We start from the raw sequence: 25693 nt of genomic DNA, 5'->3' as shown, positions 1-25693 counted from the left end.
CACACTCGTTCAGCGCTCGACGGGGGCTGCTAGTGCGCCCTGCGTTGGGGTAGCCATGGAATAGGCCCGATGATTGCGTGGTTCGGTTACACGTGCCGGCAATTACCACTACCCGTACGCAAGCCGGGACATTCTCGAATTGACAGAGCAACGCGGGGCAGATGTTGGCGATGCCACGACCAAGGCACATTTGAACGAGGAGATCTACCCATGACCACAGTCCCCACACTCACTCTTAACAACGGCACGTCCATACCTCAGCTTGGCTTCGGCACATTTCAGATCACCCCAGAAACGACCAAAGCGGCGACCCTCGCCGCCCTTGAGGCCGGCTACCGACACATCGACACGGCGGAGATGTACGGCAATGAGAAAGAGGTCGGTGAGGCCATTGCAGCGTCCGGTATCGCCCGTGCCGATATCTACGTCACGAGCAAGCTCAACAATGGGTTCCACGACCGCGCCGACGCCCTCGCCGCGTTTGACCGTACCCTCGAAGCACTCGGCTTCGACTACCTGGACCTGTTCCTCATTCACTGGCCGCTCCCGGCCGTCGGCGACTACGTCGCAACCTGGAAGGCGATGGAGGAGATGCAGAGCTCCGGGCGCGTCCGGACGATTGGCGTGAGCAACTTCCAGCAGGCGCACTTGCAGCGCCTGTTCGACGAAACCGACACGGTGCCGGCCGTCAATCAGATCGAGGTACACCCGTACCTCACGCAGGATTCACTGCGTACATTCAACACCGAGCACGGCATTGCAACCGAGGCCTGGTCGCCGCTCGCGCAAGGGGCGGTTCTCTCTGACCCGGTGATTATCGGGATCGCCGACCGCCTCGGTAAGACCGCCGCGCAGGTTACCCTGCGCTGGCACCTGCAACGGGGCGACATCGTCTTCCCGAAGTCGGTCACCCGCAGCCGGGTCGAGGAAAACTTTGCCCTGTTCGATTTCTCCCTCACCGAAGCGGATATCGCCGCCATCACTGCGCTGAACCGCGACGAGCGCACGGGCCCGAACCCCGACGAGTTCAACTACATCCCGTAGCTTGCCGCAGCGGCGGCCGGAGGCTGCCGCTGCCAATAAATCTGGCTACAGTGTGCGCATGGTGAGCTCGGATGCGCAGGTTTTGATGGTCGACTGAACTGCGCGTCGATCTGGATCCCCAGCCGGGCACGGACTTCTCCGACACCATTCCGGTCGCTGTCGAACTGAAGAGCCTGCCGGCCGAGGCTGGTCTGATGGCGTTTGTGAAGACATCCGGATATCGCGGACTGCACGTGTTCGCGCCGATCACCCCGACCCGCGAATTTCTTGATGTGCGGCACGCGGTCATCGGCGCGGCGCGTGAGCTAGCACGACGGATGCCCACCCGGGTCACCACAAACTGGTGGAAGGAAGAGCGCGGCGAGCGCATCTTCATTGACTACAACCAGGCCAACCGCGATCGCACCATGGCCGGTGCCTACAGTCCCCGGCCGCTGTCGCACGCGCCGGTGTCCTGCCCGCTGGAGTGGAGCGAACTCGCCCAAACCGACCCGCACGCCTTCACGATTCTCACCGTGCCGAACCGACTGCGCGACCAGGGCGACCCGTGGGCGACCATGCATGAGCAGCCCGGCTCGATCGACGTCCTGTATTCGTGGTGGGAGAGCGATTTGGCCGATGGCCTGGGTGAGTTGCCGTTTCCGCCGGACTTTCCCAAGATGCCGGGGGAGCCGCCGCGCGTGCTGCCGAGCCGGGCCCGTCGTCCCGACTAGCGCTACGCGTTCAGTTCACGATGCGCTCGCCGGGCACGGGCGGCTCCGGCGGGGTGCCGGTGCCGAAAGGACGGCCGCCGAGATCGGCGCGAGAATGCGGTGCCAGCCAGGTGGCGGCATCTGGCCCCTTCGGCACTATGCCGCTGGGATTGATATCGACGTGGGTCACGTAGTAATGCTTCTTGATCTGATCGAAATCGATCGTGTCGCCGAAACCCGGAGTCTGGAAGAGGTCGCGGGCATAGGCCCACAGCACCGGCATCTCGCTGAGCTTGTTTCGATTGCACTTGAAATGACCGTGATACACCGCGTCAAAGCGTGCCAGAGTCGTGAACAAGCGGATGTCCGCCTCGGTTATCGTGTCGCCCACGAGATACCGCTGCCCGGCCAGGCGTTCTTCGAGCCAGTCGAGCCGAGCAAACAGGGCGTCGTAGGCCCGCTCGTACGATTTCTGGCTGCCCGCGAAGCCGCACTTGTAGACGCCGTTGTTCACGTCGTGAAAGATTAGGTTGGCGACCTCGTCGATCTGGGTCCGCAGGGCTTCGGGGTAAAGGTCGGGGGCGCCGGCCCGGTGGTGTTCCGTCCACTCGGTCTCAAAATCAAGGGTGATTTGCGGGTAGTTGTTGGTGACGACCTTGCCAGAGGCAACATCGACGATCGCCGGCACGGTGATGCCGCGCGGGTAGTCGGGAAAACGGGCGAAGAAGGCCTCCTGCAGGCGTTCGATGCCGAGCACCGGGTCGAGCCCGTCGGGGTCGAGGTCGAAGGTCCAGCTGTTCCTGTCGTGGGTCGGGCCGGGTAAGCCCAGTGAGATGACGCCCTCGAGGCCGAGCAGGCGGCGCACGATCGTGGTGCGGTTCGCCCAAGGGCAGGCCCGCGCTGCGACCAAGCGATAGCGACCCGCCTCGACCGGCCAGCCGTCCCGGCCGTCCCGTGTAATGCGGTCCTCGATGTAATGGGTGTCGCGGTTGAAGTCCAGGCCAGGCGTGATGTAACTGGGATTCAGGCTCATAGTGCCACGCTACGCGCCTCGGGCCGTTTCTAAACCGCTTCGCCGAGCTGCTCGGCGATTTCGGCGTCGGTGCGGGCGTCGATGATGCCCCACATTATGTGGGTGGGGCCGCTGCTGTCGCTCGGTTCGGTGCGTGGCCGGCTGGCCCAGCCGTGCGCAACGACGGCAGCACCGAGGTATTCGAGGGAGTCGGCGATGCGGGTTTTACGAATCTTGCCGGCCAGTACGCTGCCGTCGGGCGCCTGACGCCAGCCGCGCTTGTGGGCGACGACGCGAGCTATTTCTTCGTTGGTCAGCCAGCGCGAAAAGCTGCGGGTGGGCGGGTCGATGGCAATCAGCTTCATGCCGACACTGTACCCGCCCGGCCCCGGCACCTCGTCACAGGCGCCGATCGGGGCGATAATCACAGGACCACCCGAATCGACAAACTCGGCACCAGTTGGATGGTCAATATCGCCGGTGTCGCTGCCGCGTCTGCGGTTGCCTCCGAGCCCGGTGACGCGGAATTTCGGGACGACGTCACCCGGTGACTTGTCGGTACGTCGGCCAAGAAAAATTTCTGCGCGCGACGGCGTGTGTCGACCTAGGCTGAGCCCGTGATGAATTCACCGGCGACACACATCGCTCGCGACGCGAGCAACAGTTCGGCACTGCAACTGCTGGCACGGCTGGGGTTCGCCGTCAACGGGCTGCTGCACATCCTGATCGGGTCGATCGCGATTACCGTGGCGATCGGTGCGGGCAGCGGCTCCGCCGACCAAAGCGGGGCACTCGCCCAGCTGGCCTCGAGCCCGGGCGGGGTGTTTTTGCTGTGGACCGTCGTGGTCGGCATGTTCGCCCTCGGGCTGTGGCTGGTCGTCTCCGCATTCGTGATGCAGGACGAGCCCAAACGAAAATGGGCGCGTCGTCTGGCCAACATTGCCAAAGCCATCGTTTATATCGCCCTCGGCGTCACGGCGCTGACCTTCGCCCGGGGCGGTACGTCGAGCTCGGCCGGCAGTACGCAGAGCGCCAGTTCGTCGTTGCTGTCCTCGCCGGGCGGCGTCATCGTGCTGTTCCTGGCCGGTGTGGCCGTGCTCGGCGTCGGCGGCTATTTCACCTATAAGGGTGCAGCGCAAAAGTTCCGGTCAGACCTCGCCGTGCCGGGCGGATCGGCCGGCCGCGCGGTCATCGCCCTCGGAGTCGTCGGCTACGTCGCCAAGGGCATCGCGCTCGCCGTGGCCGCGATCCTCGTCGGCGTCGCCGCGGTCACCAATGATGCCAGCAAATCCACCGGGCTCGACGGGGCGCTCAAGGCGCTCGCCGCCCTGCCGTTCGGAACCAGTGCCCTGATCCTGATCGGTGTCGGACTGATGGCCTACGGCCTGTACTGCTTCATTCGCGCCCGCCGCGCCCGGTTGTAGTCCGCGGGACGCATGGCGGGTGTCCCAGGCGATCACCCCGCCGAGCACGACGAGCGAGATCGACAGTGAAGCGAGGGCATCCGTTGCCCAGTGATAGCCGAGATAGAGACGGCTGATCGCGGCGACCCCGATGCAGAGCGCCGCGATGCTGAACCTGACGATGGCAGCACGCCGACCGGGGCGCCGGGACACGACCAGGTAAGTCAGCACCAGTACGAAATCGGCAGCACCGAGAACGTGCCCCGACGGAAACGAGTACGAGTGGTCGGCGCCGAACAGCATCAGCTCGATCGGTGGGCGGCTGCGGGCGATGAGCGGCGCCAGAATCTGCGCCAGAATGACCCCGGTGAGCATGGCTATGGCGAGTAGGAGCGGTCGCCACGCGTGCTTGCCCCAGACCCCCCAGGCGACGGTCAAAACCAGCACGATGATCGGCAACGCGACCGGCCCGAAGATGATGGCCAGGCCGATCATGATCAGCGTCAGGTTCGGCGAGCGGTTGTCGACGAGCCACTCGCGAACCGGCGAATCGTAGAACGACGACCGGTCCGGTTGCAGCACGTCAATGAGCACGCCGATGAAGAGCAGGATGCCGACACCGGCCAGGGCGATGGCGGTCAGGCGCAATTGCCGACGCGTGGCCGTGGACAGCGGCCGGGCGTCGACGACAAACTTTCCGTAGCGGGTGCGCCACACCGTTGCGGACCGGACACCGCCCATCTGTTCGTCCTTTCGGTAGAAGAGTGTCAGTGCCGTTTCAAATGTTCGGCGGCGCGCAACCGGCGTTCGCCGTCGAGTTTTGCCGCCAACGGCGCCCAGACTGCAACGGCGATGCCCACGCCGAGCAGTAGGGCGCCGATCGTGTCGGTCAGCCAATGCGCTCCCAGATAGGTGCGGCTGATCATCATGGCCAGAGTGTAGGCAGCTCCGAGTATCCAGACCCAGCATCGTGAAAATAGGAGTGCGAAAATGGTGGCCATGACGGCCGCGTTTGCTACGTGCCCCGAGGGAAACGACCCAAAATCGACACTCACCAGAATGTCCTGGGGCCGGGTTCTCCCGAACAAATTCTTAAGCACCTGCACGGCGCCGCCGGTGAGTATCGTCGCTGCGAGGTAGAACCCGACCGCCCAATACTGCCGGGCCAGCAGCAGAACGCCCACGATCAGTATGGGAATCAGCAGCGACGCCGTGAGCCCGAAGCCGAGGTAATTCAGCACCAGCGCTGGCGCGTCGAGGGTCGGCCCGCGAAACCGATCGATCCAGGCGAGCCAGGACCGGTCGATGGCGAGTGACCCGGCATCGATGGTGTCAGCGGTGCCACGCAGCAGCACCAGATAGCCGAGGGCGATTGTGAGAGCGAGCGCACCGAGACCGCTGATCAGCGGCCACCGACGCGTGATGCGTTTCGCGCGTGGTGTCGCCGATCCTTCCGGATGCCGATCACTCACCATGGGGTAATGCTAGATCGCGCGTACATCATTCGCTGACAAATTCGCCCGGGGTCTTGTCGGGAAGCCAGCCTCACCAGGACGGCTGACACAGCCGGCCGGTCGCGGTCCATTCGGCGACCTGGGACGGGCGCACCCAGACCGCGCTGGCGGCATCCGCTGGGGGAATGTCACTGAACGGTGTCGTCTTGCGCACCAGTCGCTTCAGACTTGTGTGGATGCTGGCCAGGTCGCGGTCGGCGAACCCGGTGCCGACCCGGCCGACGTAGCGCAAGGCCCCGTCGGTGGGAACCCCGAGCAGCAGGGATCCGATCGTGCCCAACCGGTTTCCTTTGCCGGGCCGTCAGCTGCCGACTCCGACCTCCTGGGTGCGGAAGTGTTTGATTTTCACCCAGTCTCGCGTCCGGCGCCCCGCGCTGTAACGGCCATCCTGTCGTTTGGCCATGATGTCTTCGAGCCCGAGCTGGTCGAACAGCAAGAACTGCACCGGAGTCTTCTTCACCGCAGCGGCCACCTCCTGCGGCTCGGTCAGCCTCAGGCGGGTTTGCAGCAGCCCGAAATCGGGGCGTCCGCCCGGGTCGACGGCCACGATCTCGCCGTCGAGCACCGCGGCATCCGTTTCGGTGGTGGCCAGCGCGGCGAGCAGATCGGTCGTGAGATCGGGATAGGACACGGTCACATCGTGCCCGTTGCGGGTGACCAGACGCACGCCCTGCTCGGCCGGGGAGACGTAGGCGAGGGCGCGCATGCCGTCCCACTTCATCTCGAACGCCCAGTCGTCGTCGCCGAGGTCGGCTGCGGAGCCGGCGGCGGCGAGCATGGGGGAGTAGGTGTTCTTGGGTGGTGCGTGGCCGATCTGCCCGGCGGTCGGGCGGGCATTGGTGTGTGAACCGCCAGCCCCGTCGCGTGGCTTCATCCGGTGAATCAGCCCGTTGTTCGCCGCCCCGCGTCCGGCGCTCGTGCGAATCAGGGCGAACCGGGCGGTGCCGCCGAGTCGGGCGTGGGGTTCGCCGTGCAGAGTCACGATCACTTCGTCGTCGCGCCATTTTTCGAGGTCGTAGTCGTCGCGATCCCAGATCTTGACGTCGCCGGCACCATATTCTCCAACCGGAATGTTTCCTTCAAAGCTGCCGTGTTCGAGCGGATGGTCCTCCACGTGAACCGCAAGCCAGTTCTGGGTCGGCGACACCGGCACGCCGCGCGGCAGAGCCCACGACACCAGCACCCCGTCGTGTTCGAGGCGGAAATCCCAGTGCAGGTTGCGGGCGTGGTGCTCCTGAATGACGAAACTCTGCCCGGCGGTCTCGCCCGGATGCAATTCCGGAACGGATGCCGGCACCGGCTCCGGTGTCTTGCTCGCGTCCCTCTTGTCGCGCATCTGGACCGGTGCGATCACCTTCGGACTCGTCAACGTGCCCGTCAAGGTGTATAGCGCCACTGAAGATCACGACGTCTCGCTGCACCGGGTGCACGATGCCGATGGGGGACGCATCCGCTATCAATGTCGGTGTGAAGTGTGTTCCAAGGTCGTTCCGTATGACCACATCGACACGGCCTTCGACAACGGCGAGCAGACCGTGGTGCTCAGCGCCGAGGACTTAGCGTCGTTGCCTTCCGAGCACAGCAAGGAGATCAACGTGGTCGAGTTCGTGCCGAGCGACCAGATCGATCCGATCATGCTCGACAAGAGCTATTTTCTCGAGCCAGACGGCAAATCGTCGAAGGCGTACGTGTTACTCTGCCGCACGCTCGAGGCCACCGATCGTACGGCGATCGTGCACTTCGCGCTGCGGCAGAAGACCCGGCTGGGCGCGCTGCGGGTGCACGGCGACGTGCTGATGCTGCAGTCCCTGCTCTGGGCTGACGAGGTGCGCGAGGCGAAATTCGGGTCCCTCGACATGCGGGTTAACATCAGCTCCAAGGAGCTGGAGCTGTCGGCGGCCCTGGTGGAGTCGTTCGCGGCCGATTTTGCGCCAGATGCCTTCAGCGACGACTATCAAGATGAATTACGGGCCCTGATCGAGGCCAAACTGAAGCGCGGCGACGCCGTCGACACCGAGAAGACGCGCGCCCCGATGAAGACGATGGCGAGGGCGGCGAGGTGCTCGACCTGATGGAGGCCTTACGCCGCAGCGTCGAAGCCAGCCGGGATCGCGCCAAGCCGAAAGCGAAGGCGAAGCGGGCTCGTTCCGCCTCCTGACTTCCCGCCACTTCACGATTCGCGGGAGCTGCGCCGCTGCGCGGGAGGCGGAACTCCCGCGTACTGGCGCAAGTCCAGCGTGGCGCGTTGCGCTGGGGTTCTGGCCAGGCGCTAACTCCCGCGTACTGGCGCAAGTCCCGCGCGGCACGCTGCCGCGGCGACGAGCACGATGTTCGGGGCGGTGGCACCATGGCGACATACCAGAACCCACCGAAAGGAACGTCACCGTCACCGGCGTCATCGAGTTCGCACCGGGGGAGCGTCCGACCGGACCGTTCACCGTGACGGTGCTGATTGAAGACGTGTCCAAAGCGGATGCTCCGAGCACCATCGTGGGCCACTCCCGCACCGAGATCCCCGCGCTCGCCGCGGACACGAACTCCGATGCCGCTGCCGGGTTGCCGGTGACCGTGACCGTGCCTGCGGACGCGCTTGCGGGCATCCGTCTGCTGAATTTGCGCATTCATGTGCGGGAGGGATCCCCGGACACAGAAGTGCGCCAGAAGTCCGATTCGCGCGAACCCCTGACGCACGTCGCGGCCGGGGAACGGCCCCAGCCTGACTCGGCCATCGAACGCCCCGACATCACCGAGGGGGATTTCGTCTCGACGCAGTCCCACCCGGTACTGCCGAAGGGGTCAGTCCGTGTCCCGGTTCAGCGTGTCTGAACCGGCACGCACTTCGGCCTCGTCGAACGACGTGATCACGCCGCCGAGGCTCTCATAGCCGGTGAGCGATGGACCCCACGCAGCGCCGTTGAACCACTTGTGGAACAGCGCGCTGTTGGTGCCGGTGAGGAACACGTCCATCCGGCAGGGTGCCCAGGACACGACGCGCGGCTGCGAGGTGGCGATGCCGCCCATGTTTTCGTAGCCGGTGACCGATGGCCCCCAGGAGCTGCCGTTCCACCACTTGTGATAGAGCGCGCTGTCGGTACCGGTCACGAACAGGTCGAGCCGGTCTGGCGACCACGCGACCGCCTGCGGAACGCTCTCGGCGATGCCACCCATGTTCTCGTAGCCGGTGATCGAGGGACCCCCCGGCTCCGCTGAACCACTTGTGGAACACGGCCCGGTTGGTACCGAGCACGAACGCATCCAACCGGTTCGCACCCCACGACACCACCGGGCTCGAACTGGCCCGTACGGTTTGCGGATACATGAGGTTGACCGCGGCGATATCACCGGCCGATAGCGCGGTGCGCTGACCGATCTGCGCTCCGGCCTGCACCAGGGTGATCGTCTCAAGCCCATTCTTCGAGAACGCGGTGCGCGGATAGTGCATGATCGAGCCGTAGTCATACCCACCGACATCGTCACCGTCGACGATGTGCTGGTCGAACTGGTTCTCCATACCCGACTCAATGTTGGCCACGTTGATCGTCACGAAGGCGTTGCGATCCTCCCGACTCTGTTCGTGCCAGAGCCCGACCGCATGGCCGATCTCGTGGATCGCATTACCGGTGCTGCAGCCGGTCCCCAAACTGATGGTTTGCATGCCGTTACCCTGCATACCGAGCATCGACCAGCATCGACCAGCATCGACCAGCATCCGCCAGAATCGCTGAACTCGATGAAGTTGGAGAATTGCCCCGTATTGGCCGCCGTGCGTTCGGTAAAGCGGATGGGAGTGCTGGCCTCCCAGTGGGAGATCGCGTCGCGCACCCGCTGCTGGTTCGGAAGGGCGGCGTTGATCCGAAACGGAACGTGGGCGTTCGGCCATCGAAAGCGCGCGCCGGTGATGGCCACGCCGCGGGCACGACCGTCGTCGTGGCTTTCGGCATCCTTGGTCTGCTCCAACTCGGCAACCGTGCCCAGCACAATGTCACCTTCGAAGACGGCCAGATTGTTGACCTTGTAGTAGACCACTTCGGTTGGCCCGAAGGTGACGCCGGAGATGAAACCGGATGCCGATTCGCCCGCTTGAAATTCACCCTCACTAACGAATTTCTGGTCGCCCCCGGGGCCGGAAATATTTTCTGCCATGGAACTACTCCCTGTGTGCTCTGTCCCTTGCTGGCACTGTACCGGAACGCGCGTCAGGCTACGCCGCCGGGCGTTATCGGAGCGTTACTCGGGGCCGGTGCACGGAGTCGCGCCCGGCGGCCCACAGTTCGGCATTGCGCACCACGATCAGTCCGGCGTGCCGACCAGCCGTTCGATCGCAGCGAGCGGGATCGGCAGCCAGGCGGGTCGATTGCGACTCTCATAGACAGCCTCGTAGAGAGCTTTGTCGAGCTCGAAGGCCTCGAGCAGGGCAAGCTGCTCGGCCAGTTTGAGGCCGGAGCGTTCCGCGTAACCGTCGAGGAAAGCGCCACGGCAGGCCATTGCCCAATCGGAAATCATCGGCAGATTCTTCGTCATCGCACAGGACGACGAACCAGCTGAGGCGAGGGTGACCGCGGCTTCGGCCGTGGTTGCCGTCATCGCGCCGGACACGTAGGAGAAGGATCGCAGCATGCCGGCGACGTCGCGCATCGGGACATCGGGCCGGGTGCGTTCCCGCAGAGTGCGTAGCGGTTCACCCTCGAAATCCAGCAGCACCCAGCCGCGGCCCTGCACGTCGAGAACCTGCCCGAGGTGAAAGTCACCGTGGATGCGCTGGAGTCTGGGCCACGCCGCGGATTCCGCCCGGGCAAACACCGCTTCGATGGCGCTCTGGTATTTGGCCAACAGCGGGACTTCACGCAGGGTCTGACTGCAGCGCAGTTTGATCTTGGCCATTTCCTCGGCAATGACTTCGGGGCTCGCCTCCAAGGTCGGCAGGGTGCGCGCGAGATCGTGGTGCACGTCGGCGGTGGCCTGCCCCAGCCGGAAGGCCGGGCCGGTGAAATCACTGCCCGCGGCGGCAGCGATCAGGGCCGTGCGCCAGGCATCCGGTGCATCGGGCAGAAACTCCTGGGCAAATGCCAGGTGGCCGACCGCTCTCTGGCCGGGCTCGGCCGGATCGTCCCACTGGCCGAGCACGGCACCGAACGGCAGCGGGATGCGAGTTGAGCCGGCACCGGCCAGCGCAGCCTGCACCGTCACATCCGGATTCTCTCCCGCATGAATAATTCGGAAGACCTTGCAAATAATCGGCACCGCTGGCGAACCGGATGCGTCGACGCGCTCCACGATGATCGAGGTATTGGATTGCTCTCCGCTGAGCACCCGACTCGATATGACGGTTGCGGCCGTCGTGCTGGAAGGGGCGGTGGAGCGCGGGCGCAGGTCCTCGCCCCGCGCGCTGGCGGCGGAGCGGTCGGTCGCCGTTGGATTGGTGGACACGGACACGTCCTGCCGCTCCATGAATGCCAGCAACGCGGCAGCGAAGGCGGGGTCGTAGGCGGCATCGTAAATGTAGCGGGCGTTGAGCGAGCCCGGTTGGCGCACGGTGATCAGGGCGTTGTCGGCGCCGGGCAATTCCTCGAAGCGTTCAGTGGTCGGCAACTGGTACAGCGTGTGGGTGAGGCTCGCTGTGTCGAGCACGAAATCAACGCGGATGGTGACTCCCGGCTCGGCGCAGTCAAGGGCGAAGTGCCCGATGCTGCGCAGCGCGGGAACTCGCCCCTTGTTGCCGAACCAACGCTGCGTCGACACCCAGGCATTGACGTAGCTGGGCAGTGGGGTGCCGCGATGGTTGGGGGCGAGGTCGGCGGTGTTGTGGGGCTGCGAATCTCGGTCTGGACGGTGAGCGCTGTCTCCATCGATCATGCCGCCAGCGTAGCGTCCCAACCGGGATTCTGTCGGCGCGCCCGAGGACCCGAACTTGGGGCTTGCGGTAGCCTCTGTCAAGCCCCCTAACCGGGATTGCGTCGATCGGGCGACAATTTCGGCGCCCCAAGTTACCATTGTAAACAATGGACAGCGTGGTGGGACGCCTTCAGATGATGCTAGACATCCATTCGAGAAAGAACCGTGCAGGGTATGCCCCAGCGATATTCATTGGAACCAGTCGTGCAGGAATCAACTCCGTCGATCATCGCTCGCAAACTGCGCTACGCGATCGCGCACGGCGAGGTCGCTCCCGGGTCGCAACTGGGTGAGGCAGAACTCGCCCGCGAACTCGGTGTCAGTCGAGGCCCTCTGCGCGAAGCCATGCAGCGCCTGACGCAGGAGGGACTCCTGGTCAGCATTCGCAACCGGGGTCTGTTCGTCATCGAGATGACGGACGCTGAGATTCGTGACATGTACGTGCTGCGCACCGCCATCGAGTCGGCGGCCTGCAAGCTGCTGGTGCGGGCGGACCACGTAGCCGCCGGCAAGGAACTGCTGACCCAGGTATCAGAGATGGAGAATGCTGCCGCCATCGGCAATCGTGCCGCCATGAGCGACGCCGACATGGTCTTTCATGAACGCCTCGTCGCCCTGAGTGGCAGCCGCCGCCTCGCGCGCATCCACAGCACCCTGATGACGGAGACCCGGATGTGCCTGACCGTACTCCAGGACTCCTATCGGGTCGACGGGGAGTGGATCGCGGAGCATCGCGGTATCGCCGAGGCTGTGTTCAACGGCGATGGGCCGCTGGCCGAGAGTCGGCTCAGCGACCATGCCGAGGCCGCGCTGGCGCGACTGACCGATTCGACGGCATCCATTTCGGTGTGACCGGCATCTGAATGCCCGGACCTTTGGGGTCGGGCACAGTCGTTCCAAGCCGGTAGCTTCGCCTTTTTGTTCCCGGCGGCGAACGATTCAGGCCGTGCGCGGCGGCAGGATGACGTGGGGCAGACTGGCCGGTTCGACGCGGATGCTGGTGCGCTCGCAGCCAGTGCACTTGAGGACGTAGAGCGGAAGGGTGATGCGCAGGGCCTGCGCGGGGTTGGGTTTCAAATCAGCGGGTGACTTGCAAAACGGGCAGGTGAGTCGCATCGCGGGGGTTTCCCTTGGCTCAGTTCTGCGCAAGCGGTAGCTCGCGTCAGATTGACCATAGGGTGTTCCGTGTTTCTCTGCTGCCCCTTGAATTCGCCGCCAAACTGTGTGTAAAGAACAGTCTGGCCGCACCGCTAAACGGATGCCGCGAGCAGGCTCACGACGACGGTGTCGTCCTTCGTCGACAGCTGGCCGACCTCGGCGAACCCGAGGCGGCCGTGGAACGCGAGGGATCCCGGATTCGGCGGTTCGAGGTTGACCTCGCACAGCACCTCGGCGAGCAGCTCGCGGCGGGCCGCACCGAAGATGGCATCGTAGAGAACCTGGCCGAGCCCCTGCCCGCGAAAACCGTCGGCCACGACGATGCGGTCGACGTAGAGAAAATCGGTGGATCGCTGGGAGAACCAGCGGTAGTTCTCGCTCGCGTACTCGGCGCCGGCGACAAAAAGGATGGCAAAGCCGAGTACCTCGGCGGCCGCATCGTCGTCGGCGACGACAGCGACCGCGAGGTGGCTGTGTTCGACCAGCGCGACCAGTGCCGGCGCATCCAGCTCATTGACCGCTGGAACGGCGGCATTGTTGAGCGCGAGCAGGCGCGGCAGGTCGGCGGCCACGAGGGAACGAATCGAGTAGGTCACCCACTAACGATAGGCCAACGCCCTGGCCCGCGAACCACGGGCCCGCTACGCCTCCGAGCGCGCTCCGGCCCGGTACACGGCGGTCGCGATGACGAGGTCTTCCCATGACATCCCGGTGCTCTTGAAGACGCGCGGAGTTTCCGCCGTGACGGCGACGGTTCCCGTCACGATGTCAAGCAGCGGCACGAGCTCGTGCGGGGCGATGACACCCTCGGCCACCGCGATGATGACGTCGCCGGCCTCCCGTTGCGCCGTGGCCGGGTCTTCGACGACGACCTGCGCGCGGGCGAGGAGCGCTGAGTCGAGCTCACGGGCATCCGTTTCGTGCGAACCGACGGCGACGACGCAGCAATCGGCGTGCACCAGGCTGCCGTCGAACAGCGGAGTACGCGCGGTGGTGGCGCAGACGATCAACTGGGCCGTTGCCACGTCAGCGGCCGTGCCGACCTGGGCCGGCAGGCCGCTGGCGGTCACCCGGGCGGCGAACAGCTCGGCGCGGGGCTGGTCTCGGGCCACGATCGTGACCCGGTCGATCGAGCGGATGGCCCGCATCGCCTCGATATGCCCCCAGGCTTGCGGCCCCGACCCGAACACCACCAGGTGTTCTACGGCGGCCGGAGCCAGGTAGTCGGCGGCCGCGGCCGACACTGCCGGGGTGCGCAGGGTCGTGATCGCGGCGCCGTCGAACAGCGTGATCGGCGTGAGCGTCAGGGCGTCGAGCAGCAGATAGACGCCCTGAATGCGCTCCCGACCAAGGGCCGGGTTGCCCGGCGCGACCGACGCCACTTTGATGCCGACGAAATCCGAAGCTTCAGTGGGCATGAGCAGCAATTGGCCGTTCGCGACCGCCAGAACCTGCCGGGCCAAGTCACGCACCGGATCGAGCCCGGTGGCGAGCGCGTTCTGCACGGCTCGCACCGCCGCACCGTAGTCCACCCGCTCAAAAATCTTTTCGGCGGTGACCATGGTGGTCGGAGCGGGTCTGGAGCTTGTAAATGTCATCCGTCGCAGACTATCGGGCGGCCTGCGTCCGCAGCACTGCCAGAATGGACTGTCGCCGTTTCAGCCTGGCGACACGTTTCACGGTGGCAAGAGGAGACAACGGCGTATGACTCACCAGGTGAGCACGACCAAACCGAGCACGGATAGCTACCGGGCCGCCCGCGACCAGTTGCTGGCGCTGCGCAACGATCATTCCCGTGCCGCGCAGGAGTTTGAATGGCCCGACGTGGGGGAACACTTCAACTGGGCCACCGACTGGTTCGACGTGCTCGCACGCGGCAACGACAAAATCGCTTTGTGGATCGTCGAAGAAGACGGCAGCGAGCAGAAGTTCAGTTTCGCCGAGATGGCGCAACGCTCCGACCAGGTGGCCACCTGGCTGGCCCGGCAGGGCGTGCGGCACGGCGACCATGTCATGCTCATGCTCGGCAACCAGCTCGAAATCTGGGAGGCGATGCTCGCCATTATGAAGGTCGGCGCGGTCATCATGCCGACCAGTGCCGTGCTCGCCGCTCATGACCTGACCGACCGGGTGCTTCGCGGCGGCGTCACCCATGTGATCGCGAACTCGTCCGATGCAGCCAAGTTCGACGATGTTCCCGGCGACTACACCCGCATCAGCGTCGGCGCGCCGCGCCCCGGGTGGGCCGACTTCGCGGACGCCTACGCGCTCACCCCGGAACCCATCGCGACGGTCGTGGCATCCGGTGACCCATCGCTGATCTACTTCACCTCCGGTACGACGAGCAAGCCCAAAATGGTGCTGCACTCGCAGACCTCCTACCCGGTCGGCCACCTGTCGACCATGTACTGGCTGGGCCTTCGCCCCGGAGATGTGCACCTCGCCATCAGCTCGCCCGGCTGGGGCAAGCACGCCTGGAGCTGCTTCTTTGCCCCGTGGATCGCCGAGGCGACCGTATTCGTCTACAACTACTCCAAGTTCGCTCCCAGCGCCCTCATCGCCCAGCTGCATCGAGCGAAGGTCAGCACGTTTTGCGCGCCGCCGACGGTCTGGCGCATGCTCATTCAAGCGGATGTCGGCCCCCGGCCGGCCGCCCTGCGCGAGTTGCTCTCCGCCGGGGAACCGCTTAACCCCGAGGTCATTCGGCAGATCGACAACGGCTGGAAACTGACCATCCGCGATGGCTTCGGCCAGACCGAGACCACCGCCATCGTTGGAAACGGTCCCGGATCGGTGCTGAAGGCCGGGTCGATGGGCCTGCCCCTGCCCGGCGTCTCGATCAAGCTGCTCGACCCGATCACCGAACTGCCCGCCGAGGAAGGTGAGATCTGCCTCGACCTGTCGACGAGCCCGGTCAACTTGATGACCGGCTACCACGGCGAACCCGACCTTACCGCGCACGCCATTCGCGGCGGTTTTTTTCACACCGGCGACGTCGCCACAGTGGATGCCGACGGCTACCTCACCTTTATCGGCCGCACCGACGACGTGTTTAAGTCGAGCGATTACAAGGTGTCGCCGTTCGAGGTGGAGAGCGTGCTGCTCGAACACCCCGCGGTCGCCGAAGCCGCCGTGGTTCCCGCGCCCGATGCCACCCGGCTGAACATTCCCAAGGCGTACATCCACCTCGCCCCGGGCTGGGAGCCGACGGCCGAAACCGCCGAAGCCGTGCTTCGGCATGCCCGTACCGGCCTGCCCGCCTACATGCGGGTGCGCCGGGTGGAATTCTTCGAGCTGCCCAAGACCATCTCCGGCAAGATCCGCCGGGTTGAACTACGCGAGCGCGAAGCCGACGCGGCAAATGCCGGCACCCGGCTGCCGAATGAATGGCGCGACGACCAGTTTCCGGGGCTCACGCGCTAGCAGCATCCGCTCGAAAAATCTGCGGGAAAGTCGGCGCTTACAGCCCGAGACCGGGCCTGGCCCCCTCGCTAGCGTGGAAGCATGACCCTCCTCGACAACCCGCGTGCCACGACAACCGACGACACAGGCTGGGCTGGCTTCACCGCCGGGCCGTCGCAGCACGGCCATGATGTTCGAGATTTGATCCAACGCAACTACACGCCGTTCACCGATGATGCGAGCTTTCTGACCGGCGCCACCGACCGCACACTGGCGCTCTGGGCCCGGCTGACGGAGATGTTCCCCCGGGAGCGCGCGCTCGGCGTCTACGACGTCGACCCGACCACCCCGGCATCGATTACCGCGCACGCCCCCGGCTACATCGACCAGCCGAGCGAGACCATTGTCGGTCTGCAAACGCATGCCTCGCTCAAGCGCGCCATTATGCCCTTCGGCGGCTGGCGCACACCCGGGTCGAGGTACTGCCCTTTCATCAGATGGGCGAGGACAAGTGGAATCGCCTGGCCATTCCGTATCCGCTGTACGGCGTGCTACCGCCCGATTCCGCGCTGCAGGAGCGGGTGCGGGCCCAGTTCCGCGCCCGCGGCCTCACGACGTTCTGGCTAGAAGCGGGCGAGCAACTCCGTTTTTTTGGCGTGGAATTCGGCATCCGTCACCACGCCGGCTTCGCGCAGCTGACCGAGCTGGGAGAGGTGAAGGGCGATTCCGGTCGCTCCCGCAGGGTGGCCTTCGAGTTCGCGGCGCGCGGGCGCGGGGGCGAGGGCCGCGACCGGTGCCGGTGCCGGGGTGACCGGGTGCACCGCGGCCACCCCTGTGGCGGGTGAGTGACCGGACTGGGACATCCGGTCGATCCAGGCCAGTGCTATCGCCGAGAGAATGAAAACCATGTGAATGATGACCTGCCACAGCACGCCGTCCCAGGTGTAGATATTGCCGGTGATGGTTTCGGTCGGGTTGTTATCGACGGGGGTGCCGCGCGCGGCCAGGTCGCCGACCTCGATGAAGGTCTTGAGCAGGTGGATCGACGAGATGCCGACGATGGCCATGGCGAGCTTGACCTTGAGCACGTTGGCATTGACGTGGGAGAGCCATTCCGGCTGGTCGGGGTGCCCTTCCAAACGGATGCGGGACACAAACGTCTCGTAGCCGCCGATAATGACCATGATCAGCAGGTTCGCGATCATGACGACGTCGATCAGGCCGAGCACCGAGAGCATGATCGCGGCTTCTTCGACGTGGATGCCACCGTCGTCCCCTGGCACGGTCAGCGAGGTCCAGACGTCGCCGCCGAGGTTGATGAGCTCGACCATGAACACGATCACGTAGATGATCTGCGCGATGATGAGCCCGATATAAAGCGGCGCCTGCAGCCAGCGGCTGAAGAAGATCATCAGGCCGACGCTGCGCACCCAGCGCGACTGCGGGCGGAACGGGCGGGGGAACTCGGTTTCAGTCACCGGTTGATCATAAGGGAGGCCCGGGTGAGAACCTCCTGTGCGCCGCAGCGCCTGTGGACGTACGCTGACGTGTTGATGAATCCGGTCACGATGGCTGCGCGCCAGCATTGTGGGCGCCTGGGCGGGACGATCAGGAAGGTCGCAGCGAACGCTCAAGAGCTCTGCGGCCGGTGGGCAGGCCTCCGGACAGATCGGTCGGCTCCAGTCCGAGCAGCGCGGCGAAATGGGCGGATGGTTCGACGCCGAGCTCACGGCCCAGATGGGCGCGAAAACTGCGGTACACCGGCACCGCCGAGGCATAGTTGTCTTCGGCGAGATGGCAGCGCACGAGCAGATGCTGGGTGCTCTCCCGCAACGGATCGACAACCGCAGCGGCACGGGCCGCGCCCAGGGCGCGACTGAAACTGCCGGCCAGCAGATGGGAGCGGGCCAGGGATTCCAGGGCGTCCACCCTCTGATTGAGCAGATGGTCCTGCTGTTCCAGCACCCATTCCTCGTACCAGCCCGGCAACAGGTTGGCCTCCTGCAATACATCGACGGATTCCGGCGGCACCGGCAACCCGCCGGTCAGGGTGATCTCGGTGATCAAATCGCGTACCTTGTGCAGATCCACACGCACCGCCGCGTCGAGCTGCAGCGGATCGGTTGCGTGGAGCAATCGGGGGAGTTCGTGCGAAATACGAAACACGCTCGCTCGCAGGTTGCCGGCCGACTGACGCTCGGAGCTATCCGGCCAGAGCAGCGCGGCCAGCACGTGCCGCGGTTGGGTGTGCAACACGGCGAGGGCCGCGAGCAGCCGCTGCTGGCGGGCACCGACCTCGACTGGCACGCCGCTGTAGTGTAACTGCCAGTAGCCCAGCACGCGAAGATCCCAGCCCGGTGTCACTGAAAATCCCATGAGTGCTCGATCCGCGAAAAAGTACAAAGCTGACCCGCAACCTCAGGCGGGATCCGCTACCGCCCAGAATGGCCACCCCGGGGCGGTTGTCAATGCCGTGTGCGCGCCAAAAAGTGGATGCTCCGCCACCGCCAACGCGTGCCCCCGACAGCTGGCAGTAACCAGCCAGTAACGCCGGGGTTTGTACAGTTGGCCTGCGGCATCCGCTGGCAATCGGCCCTTTTGATCGGATCGTCATGAAGCAATTGGCACTCTGCGTGGGCATCAATCGGTTCGAGAACCTGCCGATGAGTAGTTGGCTGAACGGCTGCGTCAATGATGCCGAAGACCTCAGTGCATTGCTCGGGAGCGCCTTCGGATTTGCCGACTCAAGCATCACCCTGCTGACCGACCAAGCCGCGACCCGGGATGCGGTTTACGGAACGCTGGTCGAGGCGCTCGACCGGGCGAATACCCCGGGGGAGCATCTGGAGCGCATTCTGTTCACCATGTCGAGCCACGGCACGCAGGTGGCCGACACCGATAACGAAGAGCCTGACGGCGTCGACGAGGCCTTTGCCACCTGTGACCTGCGTCAGGTCGGCACCCAGTGGGACCTCGAATCGCTCATCGTCGACGACGAACTGCACACCTTGTTTTCCCGGTTGCCCGAGGGGGTGCTGCTCGACGTAATTTTCGACACCTGCCATAGCGGTAGCGGCCTGCGGGCGATGGACCAACTCCTCCTACCGGATGACCGTCGTCCACGCTTCGTGCCCCCACCGACACCGCTAGGCCGGGACGGCACAGCGGTCGCGGGCGCGAACACCCGCATACTGCGCGATCTGGTGCGTACCTCGTCGGCCGTTGCGAAGCCCGTGTCGCTGGCCGCATGCCAGGCCGACCAGGAAGCGATCGACGCGAACTTTGACGGGCGGTACAACGGCCCGTTCACGCATTTTCTGCTCGAGGAGCTGCGCAGCGGGGCCGGCGCCAGTCGCGCCGACGTCGTCAAGCGCGTCAACAAGAAGTTGCGCGCCCGTAAGTTCGAACAGATCGCGCAGCTCGAGGCACCCGACCCCGGCAAAACAACGGCGTGGGGCACCGCGTTCTGAACGCCGCGCTCGTGCGCAGAAGACGGGTCAGGGGTGAAAGGTCGGCCGACGCAGTTCGGCTACGCCTGGTGCCGGGGTAGCGGGCGCGGCGGCGGGCGGCGGTGCGGGCGACTGTGCGGGGGGCGGCGCGGCAGCCGCTTTCAGCGCCGGGCGAGCGAGGGCGTGCGCGGCGAGTTTAGCCCGCTGCCGATCCAGGTCGAGAATCGGCTTGAGTGCGGCGAAGCTCAGACGACCACCCTCGTCGAAGCGCAGTTGCCCGCCACCGCGAATGAAAACATTCGCCTGGGTGGTCAGCCCGAATCTGCGCGCTTCAGCGACGGTGAACGTGAATTCCTGGGTGAAGGTGGCACCGATCTCCGACACCACGAAGCCGTCCGGCCCAACCCGAAGTGTCGGCCGCACCCGTTCCACTGAAATGGGGCGAGTGGGGTCGATCTTCGCCGCCTCCAGCAATTTCGGGTTCTCCCAGAGAAAACGTACGATCTCTTCCGGGTCGGAGCTGAGGGCGGCCAGCCGAATCGGGTACCGCAGTCCAATGAAGGTCGCAACGCCCGAAAGGTCGTGGTTCGGCGGCAATTTGATGCCGAGCTCGGCGAATGCCTCGGTAACGACGGGACGATACTCCAGGTCGTCGTCGGGCACGACCGCCATGTCGGCGGCGAGGATTCCGCCCAGCAGGTCTTCCCAGGTCACATCCACCGGTGCCATGTAGCCCAGGCTGCGGATGAGCATTCCCAAGACCTGACGGCCAACGTCTGCGCCGGCGCGGGCGATCTGGTACAGTCTCGAGCGGCCTCCGGGCAAGTCGAGCCGCTTCAGCCAGAGTCGCACCACCACGCGCAGCAGTACCTGCACGATCGCGCCGCCGCGAGCGTGCGGGTCGCGCAGGGTGCGCCAGTCGGGCGGACTGTCCTCGCTCAGGGACGACCGAACGGTTCCGCGTTTGAAGAGCTCATCGCCCAAACTGAACAGGTCGCTCCGAAGTACATCCTCGCTGAGGGTATCGAGGTTGAGGGTGTCACCGCCGGACGACGTCAACATTTGTTCGACCAGGGTGCGGGTGGAAAACACGGACAGCAGCGCCACGAGGTCGGCGAACGTTTCATGCAGGGCGAGAGTGGATGCCGCCACCGCGTACACCTGCTGCGCCAGGAATCGGCTGTCCTCCAGCAGGGCCGCCAGATCATCGGGCGGTTTCTCGTCGACGATCATCCACGGCGGGGTCGGGGAGCCGATGTCGAGACTGAACGGCTTCTGACGGGGCTTTCGCACGATCACGTCGAACCGGGCGCTGCGCGGCCCCGGGCCGATGCGTTCGACCGGAACCCGCAGCGTGGTCGTGAGCAGCGGCGCGGGTTCGCCCGGGGCGGATTCGGGGGGACCGTGGTGAACGGCCCCTCGGCCAGAACGGTCAGGCTGACCGGCAGACCACCCTGCCCGGCGTCGCTCAGCCCTGGATCGCTCAGCCCTGGATCGCTCGGTTGCGCGAGCGACGCGTCAGCAGACTCGGGATCGATACCAGTTGTCATGGCGGCCCCCACAGCATCCGTTTCTGTGTGCAATATGCAACCGCCGGCGTGGTTTGTCAAGGCTTCGGGTGAAGTAACGCAGCAGTAACGCTGGAGCGACATAATCGCAACGCCCCACCCCTGTTCCAGCATGAATTAGATGACATGAACTGAATGAGAGGAACGGTGCCATGCCCGAACCGATGCCCCCCGCCACACGGCAGCCGCCGCTGTCTCCAAGTGAGCTCGACCGCCTTCGCCCGCACGTGGTCAACCTCAGCGGCGGCAAATTCTCATCGAGTGGAGTGTTCCAGACCACTAAAAAAGATGTCGACGCCGTTTTTGCGACGCATCTGCCGGCCTTTGTTGCCGAGCATGGCGGCGTCGTACCCGTTGTGTTCTGCGCCCACGGCGGGCTGGTCGGCGAGCAGTCCGGGCTGCGGATCGCTGCCACCCAGGTGGAGTGGTGGAAGTCCAACGGCGTGTATCCCATTCACTTCGTCTGGGAGACCGGCCTGGCCGGGGCCATCGCTGGTGCGGTGGGGGACTGGGCGCAGGGTCGTCGCGGCTGGCTCGACGAGGCCAAGGACCGCGTGCTTGAACTCGCGGCCCGATTCGGCCAGGGGCAGGCGATCTGGGGGCAGATGAAGCGCGCGGCCGAGGCTGCATCGGCCGGGGACGGCGGCGCCCGCTACGTCGCTGAAGCACTCGGCGCGTACTGCACCGCCCACCCCGACACGATCAGCGTGCACGCCGTTGGGCACAGTGCCGGATCAATCTTTCATCCCTTCTTTATTCCCGCCGCTTTGAAGGCCGGGGTACCGGCCTTCGACACGCTCAGCCTGCTGGCTCCGGCCGTGCGCACCGATGTGTTCGAGAAGCAGCTCGTGCCTTTGTGTGGCCAGGAGGTGAAGTCGCTGGCGTTGTTCACCATGACCGAAAAACTCGAGCGCGCTGACACTTGCCTCGGCGCCTACGGAAAGTCCCTGCTCTACCTGGTGCGGGCGTCGTTTGAGCCCGAAGAATTTTCGCCCATTCTGGGCCTCGAGGAGTGCCTCCGCGCCGACCCGGTGCTCAGTCGACTGTTCGGGCTGTCCGGCACGAGCGGAGGCATCGCTGACATTATCTGGTCGAAAGCAACGGGCGGCCCCTTGACCAACCGCAGCACCTCGACCAGCCATGGCGGGTTCGACACCGACATCCCGACCATGGACAGCGTCGCGCGCCGGGTCACCGGCAGCTCGCGCATTCAGTCATTCCCGATCACCCGCTCCCGTGGCGACGAGCTCTGGCCGGTACCAGGCCCGGCCACGCCCCGGCGGGCCGGAACCCACCACGCGCTCTGTGTCGGTATCAACGCGTATCCCGGCGGCGATGCCCTCTACGGCTGCGTAGCGGATGCCGAGGCCTGGGCAGCGCAGCTCACCGCGGCCGGTTTCGCGGTGCGCACGCTGCTCGACGCGGAGGCGACCCGGCAGAATATTCTGCTCGGGCTGCTCGACGTGGTGGCGAGCAGCGTCGCGGGCGATGTGCTGGTCTTTCAGTACGCCGGGCACGGCACCTACGTGGACGACCTTGACGGTGACGAGGCGGAGTCCGGCAACGAGGAGAAGCAGTACGACGAAGCGCTCTGCCCGATCGACTTTCGCGAGGGCAATTTGATCATCGACGACGACCTCGGAGAGATCTTCGACCAGCTGCCCGACGGCGTCAGCCTCACCGCCTTCTTCGATTCCTGTCACTCGGGCGACGGCCAACGCCGGTTGCAACTGCTGCCGGTCGATGTGGAGGACCTGAGTACGGCATCCGCTCCCCATGGGCGTCGGGCGCGGTACGTCATCCCCGACAAGGAGACCAGCGAGAAATACCGGGCCAAGCGCGGGGCTCCCGCCCGGGCCGGCAAGCGGGCCTTGGCGCGGGAAGTGCTGTTCAGCGCCTGTAAACCGACCGAGGTGGCGTACGAGACAGGCGGTCACGGCGATTTCACCGTGGCAGCCAGCCTGCTCGTGGTGCCGAGTGCAAATCGGCTGACCAACGGCGAGTTCCTGGCGAAGATCCGGGAGGCATTTTCGAGTCAGCCGCGACAGTACCCCGACTTCAACGGGCCGCGGGCCGCGAAATCACGGGTCTTCCTGGCGCCGCTGGTGGCTGCCGCAGCGGAACCGACTGATCGGCCGCCCGGCACCGCATCTGGCACGATCCCCGCCGCGATAAAGTCGCTGCTCGACCCGGCCGCAAGCCCCGGGGGCGGGACCGACGCGCTCGCGGCATCCGCTGGTACCGCCGGATCGGCTGGCGTCGCTGCCAGTCACGAAGCGGATGCTGCGGATCGCGCCCGCGCGGCCGCCGCGTTCCTGCGCGCTGCCGCCGACTTCATCGACGGGTAGTGGCCCGCTGGTGACCCCGAAAGACGGTGGGTGCCGTTGACGACGTGACCGACGGCATCCGCTTATTGTCGACATCTTTCGCATCCATCGCTGTGGCCTGCGACACTGGAGGAACAGCTCTGCGCCGAGGTCGTCGGACCGAATCGCGGAAACGATGTACGCGCCGGCTCCTCGGAAGGACCCCATGCTCGATTTTCTGTTCAGCCCGATCCCCGGGATCATTTTCACGATTGTCGTGGTTCTGCTTATCGGCCTGATTTACGCCAAGACGATCTATAAGAACGCGGGGCCCGATGAGGCCCTGATCATCACCGGCAAGAAGAGCCGCAAGACCATCGTCGATGGCGCCACGCTCGAGGAATCCGGCCAGCGAGTCGTGCATGGCCAGGGTGTGTTCATCACGCCGTTCTTCCAGAAGGCGTTCAAGATCAGCCTGCGCAGCCGGGCGATTGAGATCACGGCCGTCGCGCAGGACCGCAACGGCATCACGCTCTCCGTCGAGGCCGTCGCCATCGTCAAGGTCGGCGACGACCCCGCTGCGATTCGCGCCGCCGCCCAGCGGTTTCTTGGGCAGGACAAGAACATTGACGGCTTCGCGCAGGAGGTGCTGAGCGGTTCGCTGCGTTCGTCGATCGGTGCGACCGACGTCATGACCGTTATTCAGAAGCGCGATGAGCTCGGTTCCTCGGTGCTCGCCACGGCTCGCGAATCACTCGCCAACCAGGGCCTCGACGTTGACTCCTTCGAGATCAAGGGCATCACCGATGAGAACGACTACATTCGTGACATCGGTCGTGCCGAGCAGGCGAAGGTGCGTCGCCAGGCCGAGGTGGCCGAGCACGTTGCGAACCGCGAGTCGCAGGAAGCCCTGATTACCGCCGAGCAGGCCATCGCGGAAGCGCAGAATACGCTCGCGCTGCGTAAGGCCGCGCTGCAGCTTGACACCGACAAGGCGTCCGCCGAGGCCGCCGCGTCGAAGCCGCTCGCCGAGGCGAAGGCGCAGCAGGCCATCGTGCAGGAGCAGGAACTGACCGCCCAGCGCCGGGCCAGCCTGCGCAAGGCCGAGCTTGAGTCCGAGGTCAACGCGATCGCCGACGCCGATGCCTACCGCATCCGGGTCACCGCGATCGCGGCGGCCGAGGCATCCGTTGCCAAGGCCACCGCCGATCGCGACAGCCGTGTCGCCAACGCCGACGCTACCCGCGCGGAGGGCCAGGCCGAGGCCGACGCCATTCTCGCCCGAGGAACCGCCGAAGCGACGGCCACGCGCCTCTCCGCCGAGGCCGTCGCCCAGCAGTCCGAGGCGCTCATTCAGCTGCGCCTGATTGAAATGCTCCCGCAGATCGCGCACGAACTGGCCGCACCGATGGGTAACATCGACCAGCTCACCGTCATTTCAACGGATGGCGCCAGCCAACTCTCCAAGAACGTCGCGTCCGGCTTCAGCGAGGTCGACGCCGTGCTCGGCTCCACCATGGGAATCGGCATCAAGGACCTGCTCGGTGGGCTGCTTGGCGGCACTGCGGGAGCCGCTTTGCGGAACGCGACGCCCAGCCACAGCGGCGCATCCGCGTCGACCACTGGTGCTGCGCCGACTCACTCGAGCGCAACCGGCGCTGCGTCACAGCAATCCGGGGCGGCGCCAACGTCGGCGTCGGCCGCCGCTGCGCCTTCGACAACGTCGGTGGCCCCGTCCGCAGCGACGGCTGCCGCAGCGGCGCGATCAGCAGCCCAAACATCCGTTTCGCAGTCGATCGACGGCGTTGATTTCGATGCTGTCGCCGACGAAGCTGCTGCCGCAATTACCCGTGCGGCGGCGGCCCGGCTGCCCAAGAAAGCTGGGGATCGCCTGCTCCCGTAGCTGGCAGAAGCGCGGGAGATTCGCTCCCACGGCCCCGGTGCAGCTAGCGTTCGAAGACTGTAACAGTGTCTGGCCAGCGCCCGGGGGCGCGGGATCACCTGCCCCGTATCCTCCGGCACCGAAGTGCGACCCCCGACCTCGTCAGCAGCCGGGGCCGTGGGGGTTGGTGAGGCAGTCTTCGGCGACGAGTACGGTGGATTCGTTTGCGGCCATGACGGTGAATGGGGCTGAGGGCATGGTGATGGTGCCGTCGACTGGGCGCCAGCCTTGGTCGCCGAAGCTGTAGTCGGCTTGGTATTTGATGGTGAGGACGATGGAGTAGGTGCCCTGGGCCGTGTACTTGTGGCTGG

Annotated in this window: 23 protein-coding genes and 5 pseudogenes; 11 read left to right on the top strand and 17 right to left on the bottom strand. The window is 65.5% G+C overall.

Going from position 1 to position 25693, the window contains the following annotated elements; genetic code table 11:
- Positions 1-210 precede the first annotated feature (210 nt).
- Positions 211-1044 (top strand): aldo/keto reductase, encoded by an 834-nt coding sequence (locus E3O11_RS15825; RefSeq protein WP_092452134.1) that lies wholly within the window; start codon positions 211-213, stop codon positions 1042-1044.
- Between the two features lie 95 nt (positions 1045-1139).
- A pseudogene (ligD, locus tag E3O11_RS15820) lies at positions 1140-1757 on the top strand (non-homologous end-joining DNA ligase LigD); the annotation flags it as partial.
- A gap of 10 nt (positions 1758-1767) precedes the next feature.
- Here ligD and E3O11_RS15815 read toward each other — a convergent pair.
- Entirely contained in the window at positions 1768-2769 is a 1002-nt protein-coding gene (locus E3O11_RS15815; RefSeq protein WP_092452131.1) for a glutathione S-transferase family protein, read from the bottom strand.
- 29 nt (positions 2770-2798) lie between these two features.
- On the bottom strand, positions 2799-3113 hold the full coding sequence (locus tag E3O11_RS15810; RefSeq protein ID WP_134444602.1) for a hypothetical protein: 315 nt from the start codon (positions 3111-3113) through the stop codon (positions 2799-2801).
- Between the two features lie 255 nt (positions 3114-3368).
- Between E3O11_RS15810 and E3O11_RS15805 the strand changes: the two genes are divergently transcribed.
- Positions 3369-4172 (top strand): DUF1206 domain-containing protein, encoded by an 804-nt coding sequence (locus tag E3O11_RS15805; protein ID WP_092452125.1) that lies wholly within the window; start codon positions 3369-3371, stop codon positions 4170-4172.
- 33 nt (positions 4173-4205) lie between these two features.
- Here E3O11_RS15805 and E3O11_RS18505 read toward each other — a convergent pair.
- The 4 genes and pseudogenes from E3O11_RS18505 to E3O11_RS15790 all read right to left on the bottom strand — a co-directional run.
- A pseudogene (locus E3O11_RS18505) lies at positions 4206-4646 on the bottom strand (phosphatase PAP2 family protein); the annotation flags it as partial.
- 272 nt (positions 4647-4918) lie between these two features.
- Positions 4919-5626 carry a phosphatase PAP2 family protein gene (locus E3O11_RS15795; RefSeq protein ID WP_092452122.1) on the bottom strand — a complete coding sequence of 236 codons (708 nt, stop codon included), beginning with the start codon at positions 5624-5626 and terminating at the stop codon, positions 4919-4921.
- 70 nt (positions 5627-5696) lie between these two features.
- A complete protein-coding gene (locus E3O11_RS18335) occupies positions 5697-5945 on the bottom strand; it encodes an ATP dependent DNA ligase (RefSeq protein ID WP_241994760.1) in 249 nt (82 codons plus the stop codon).
- A 21-nt stretch (positions 5946-5966) separates the two neighbouring features.
- Positions 5967-7001, bottom strand: coding sequence for a DNA polymerase ligase N-terminal domain-containing protein (locus E3O11_RS15790; protein WP_241994759.1), 1035 nt, complete (start codon positions 6999-7001; stop codon positions 5967-5969).
- On the opposite strand from E3O11_RS15790, the pseudogene ku reads away from it, so the two are divergent.
- Together ku and E3O11_RS15780 are read left to right on the top strand one after the other, a co-directional pair.
- Positions 6991-7817 (top strand): annotated as a pseudogene (gene ku, locus E3O11_RS15785) (non-homologous end joining protein Ku); the annotation flags it as partial. The gene E3O11_RS15790 and the pseudogene ku sit on opposite strands and share 11 nt — an antisense overlap.
- 287 nt (positions 7818-8104) lie before the next feature.
- Positions 8105-8491: a hypothetical protein gene (locus E3O11_RS15780; RefSeq protein ID WP_092452119.1), complete on the top strand. Its 387-nt coding sequence runs from the start codon at positions 8105-8107 to the stop codon at positions 8489-8491.
- Here E3O11_RS15780 and E3O11_RS17770 read toward each other — a convergent pair.
- The 4 genes and pseudogenes from E3O11_RS17770 to E3O11_RS15765 all read right to left on the bottom strand — a co-directional run bounded on the left by E3O11_RS17770 (position 8462) and on the right by E3O11_RS15765 (position 11518).
- Positions 8462-8920, bottom strand: coding sequence for a PLL family lectin (locus tag E3O11_RS17770; protein ID WP_479684275.1), 459 nt, complete (start codon positions 8918-8920; stop codon positions 8462-8464). The two genes, E3O11_RS15780 and E3O11_RS17770, sit on opposite strands and share 30 nt — an antisense overlap.
- Positions 8921-9038: 118 nt before the next feature.
- A pseudogene (locus E3O11_RS18840) lies at positions 9039-9320 on the bottom strand (M12 family metallopeptidase); the annotation flags it as partial.
- Complete coding sequence (locus E3O11_RS15770; RefSeq protein ID WP_244946790.1) at positions 9206-9808, bottom strand: M12 family metallopeptidase; 603 nt, start codon at positions 9806-9808, stop codon at positions 9206-9208. The gene E3O11_RS15770 and the pseudogene E3O11_RS18840, both read right to left, overlap by 115 nt.
- Positions 9809-9955: 147 nt before the next feature.
- Entirely contained in the window at positions 9956-11518 is a 1563-nt protein-coding gene (locus E3O11_RS15765) for a maltokinase N-terminal cap-like domain-containing protein (protein ID WP_092452116.1), read from the bottom strand.
- 243 nt (positions 11519-11761) lie between these two features.
- Between E3O11_RS15765 and E3O11_RS15760 the strand changes: the two genes are divergently transcribed.
- The gene (locus E3O11_RS15760; RefSeq protein ID WP_241994757.1) at positions 11762-12409 is read left to right on the top strand and encodes a GntR family transcriptional regulator; all 648 of its coding nucleotides are present in this window, start codon (positions 11762-11764) and stop codon (positions 12407-12409) included.
- 87 nt (positions 12410-12496) lie between these two features.
- Here E3O11_RS15760 and E3O11_RS17765 read toward each other — a convergent pair whose 3' ends face one another.
- The 3 genes from E3O11_RS17765 to E3O11_RS15750 all read right to left on the bottom strand — a co-directional run bounded on the left by E3O11_RS17765 (position 12497) and on the right by E3O11_RS15750 (position 14313).
- Positions 12497-12673, bottom strand: a complete 177-nt coding sequence (locus E3O11_RS17765; protein WP_166787608.1) for a hypothetical protein — start codon at positions 12671-12673, stop codon at positions 12497-12499.
- Positions 12674-12807: 134 nt separating this feature from the next.
- A complete protein-coding gene (locus E3O11_RS15755; RefSeq protein WP_092452112.1) occupies positions 12808-13311 on the bottom strand; it encodes a GNAT family N-acetyltransferase in 504 nt (167 codons plus the stop codon).
- Positions 13312-13356: 45 nt separating this feature from the next.
- Entirely contained in the window at positions 13357-14313 is a 957-nt protein-coding gene (locus E3O11_RS15750; RefSeq protein WP_241994756.1) for an ornithine cyclodeaminase family protein, read from the bottom strand.
- 106 nt (positions 14314-14419) lie between these two features.
- Here E3O11_RS15750 and E3O11_RS15745 point away from each other — a divergent pair, with 106 nt between their 5' ends.
- Both E3O11_RS15745 and E3O11_RS15740 read left to right on the top strand, forming a co-directional pair.
- Positions 14420-16138, top strand: coding sequence for an AMP-binding protein (locus E3O11_RS15745; protein ID WP_092452108.1), 1719 nt, complete (start codon positions 14420-14422; stop codon positions 16136-16138).
- A gap of 81 nt (positions 16139-16219) precedes the next feature.
- Positions 16220-16744 (top strand): pyruvate formate lyase family protein, encoded by a 525-nt coding sequence (locus tag E3O11_RS15740; protein WP_134495630.1) that lies wholly within the window; start codon positions 16220-16222, stop codon positions 16742-16744.
- Here the strand turns inward: E3O11_RS15740 and E3O11_RS15735 are convergent.
- Positions 16741-17595, bottom strand: coding sequence for a TIGR00645 family protein (locus tag E3O11_RS15735; RefSeq protein WP_241991079.1), 855 nt, complete (start codon positions 17593-17595; stop codon positions 16741-16743). The genes E3O11_RS15740 and E3O11_RS15735 overlap by 4 nt on opposite strands.
- A gap of 130 nt (positions 17596-17725) precedes the next feature.
- Positions 17726-18493, bottom strand: coding sequence for an AfsR/SARP family transcriptional regulator (locus E3O11_RS15730; protein ID WP_092452104.1), 768 nt, complete (start codon positions 18491-18493; stop codon positions 17726-17728).
- Positions 18494-18729: 236 nt separating this feature from the next.
- Between E3O11_RS15730 and E3O11_RS15725 the strand changes: the two genes are divergently transcribed.
- Positions 18730-19587, top strand: a complete 858-nt coding sequence (locus tag E3O11_RS15725; protein WP_092452102.1) for a caspase family protein — start codon at positions 18730-18732, stop codon at positions 19585-19587.
- A 27-nt stretch (positions 19588-19614) separates the two neighbouring features.
- Here E3O11_RS15725 and E3O11_RS17855 read toward each other — a convergent pair whose 3' ends face one another.
- Positions 19615-20859 (bottom strand): gluzincin family metallopeptidase, encoded by a 1245-nt coding sequence (locus tag E3O11_RS17855; RefSeq protein ID WP_174775760.1) that lies wholly within the window; start codon positions 20857-20859, stop codon positions 19615-19617.
- Between the two features lie 427 nt (positions 20860-21286).
- Here E3O11_RS17855 and E3O11_RS15715 point away from each other — a divergent pair, with 427 nt between their 5' ends.
- On the top strand, positions 21287-23482 hold the full coding sequence (locus tag E3O11_RS15715; RefSeq protein WP_092452098.1) for a caspase family protein: 2196 nt from the start codon (positions 21287-21289) through the stop codon (positions 23480-23482).
- Positions 23483-23666: 184 nt separating this feature from the next.
- Complete coding sequence (locus E3O11_RS15710; protein WP_166787607.1) at positions 23667-25343, top strand: flotillin family protein; 1677 nt, start codon at positions 23667-23669, stop codon at positions 25341-25343.
- Between the two features lie 141 nt (positions 25344-25484).
- On the opposite strand, the pseudogene E3O11_RS17755 reads toward E3O11_RS15710, so the two are convergent.
- Positions 25485-25693, bottom strand: a pseudogene (locus tag E3O11_RS17755) (PKD domain-containing protein); the annotation flags it as partial.

Origin of the sequence: Cryobacterium levicorallinum, assembly GCF_004402405.1 — a bacterium.
GTDB lineage: Bacteria > Actinomycetota > Actinomycetes > Actinomycetales > Microbacteriaceae > Cryobacterium > Cryobacterium levicorallinum.
This window is presented reverse-complemented; position numbering and strand designations above follow the sequence as displayed.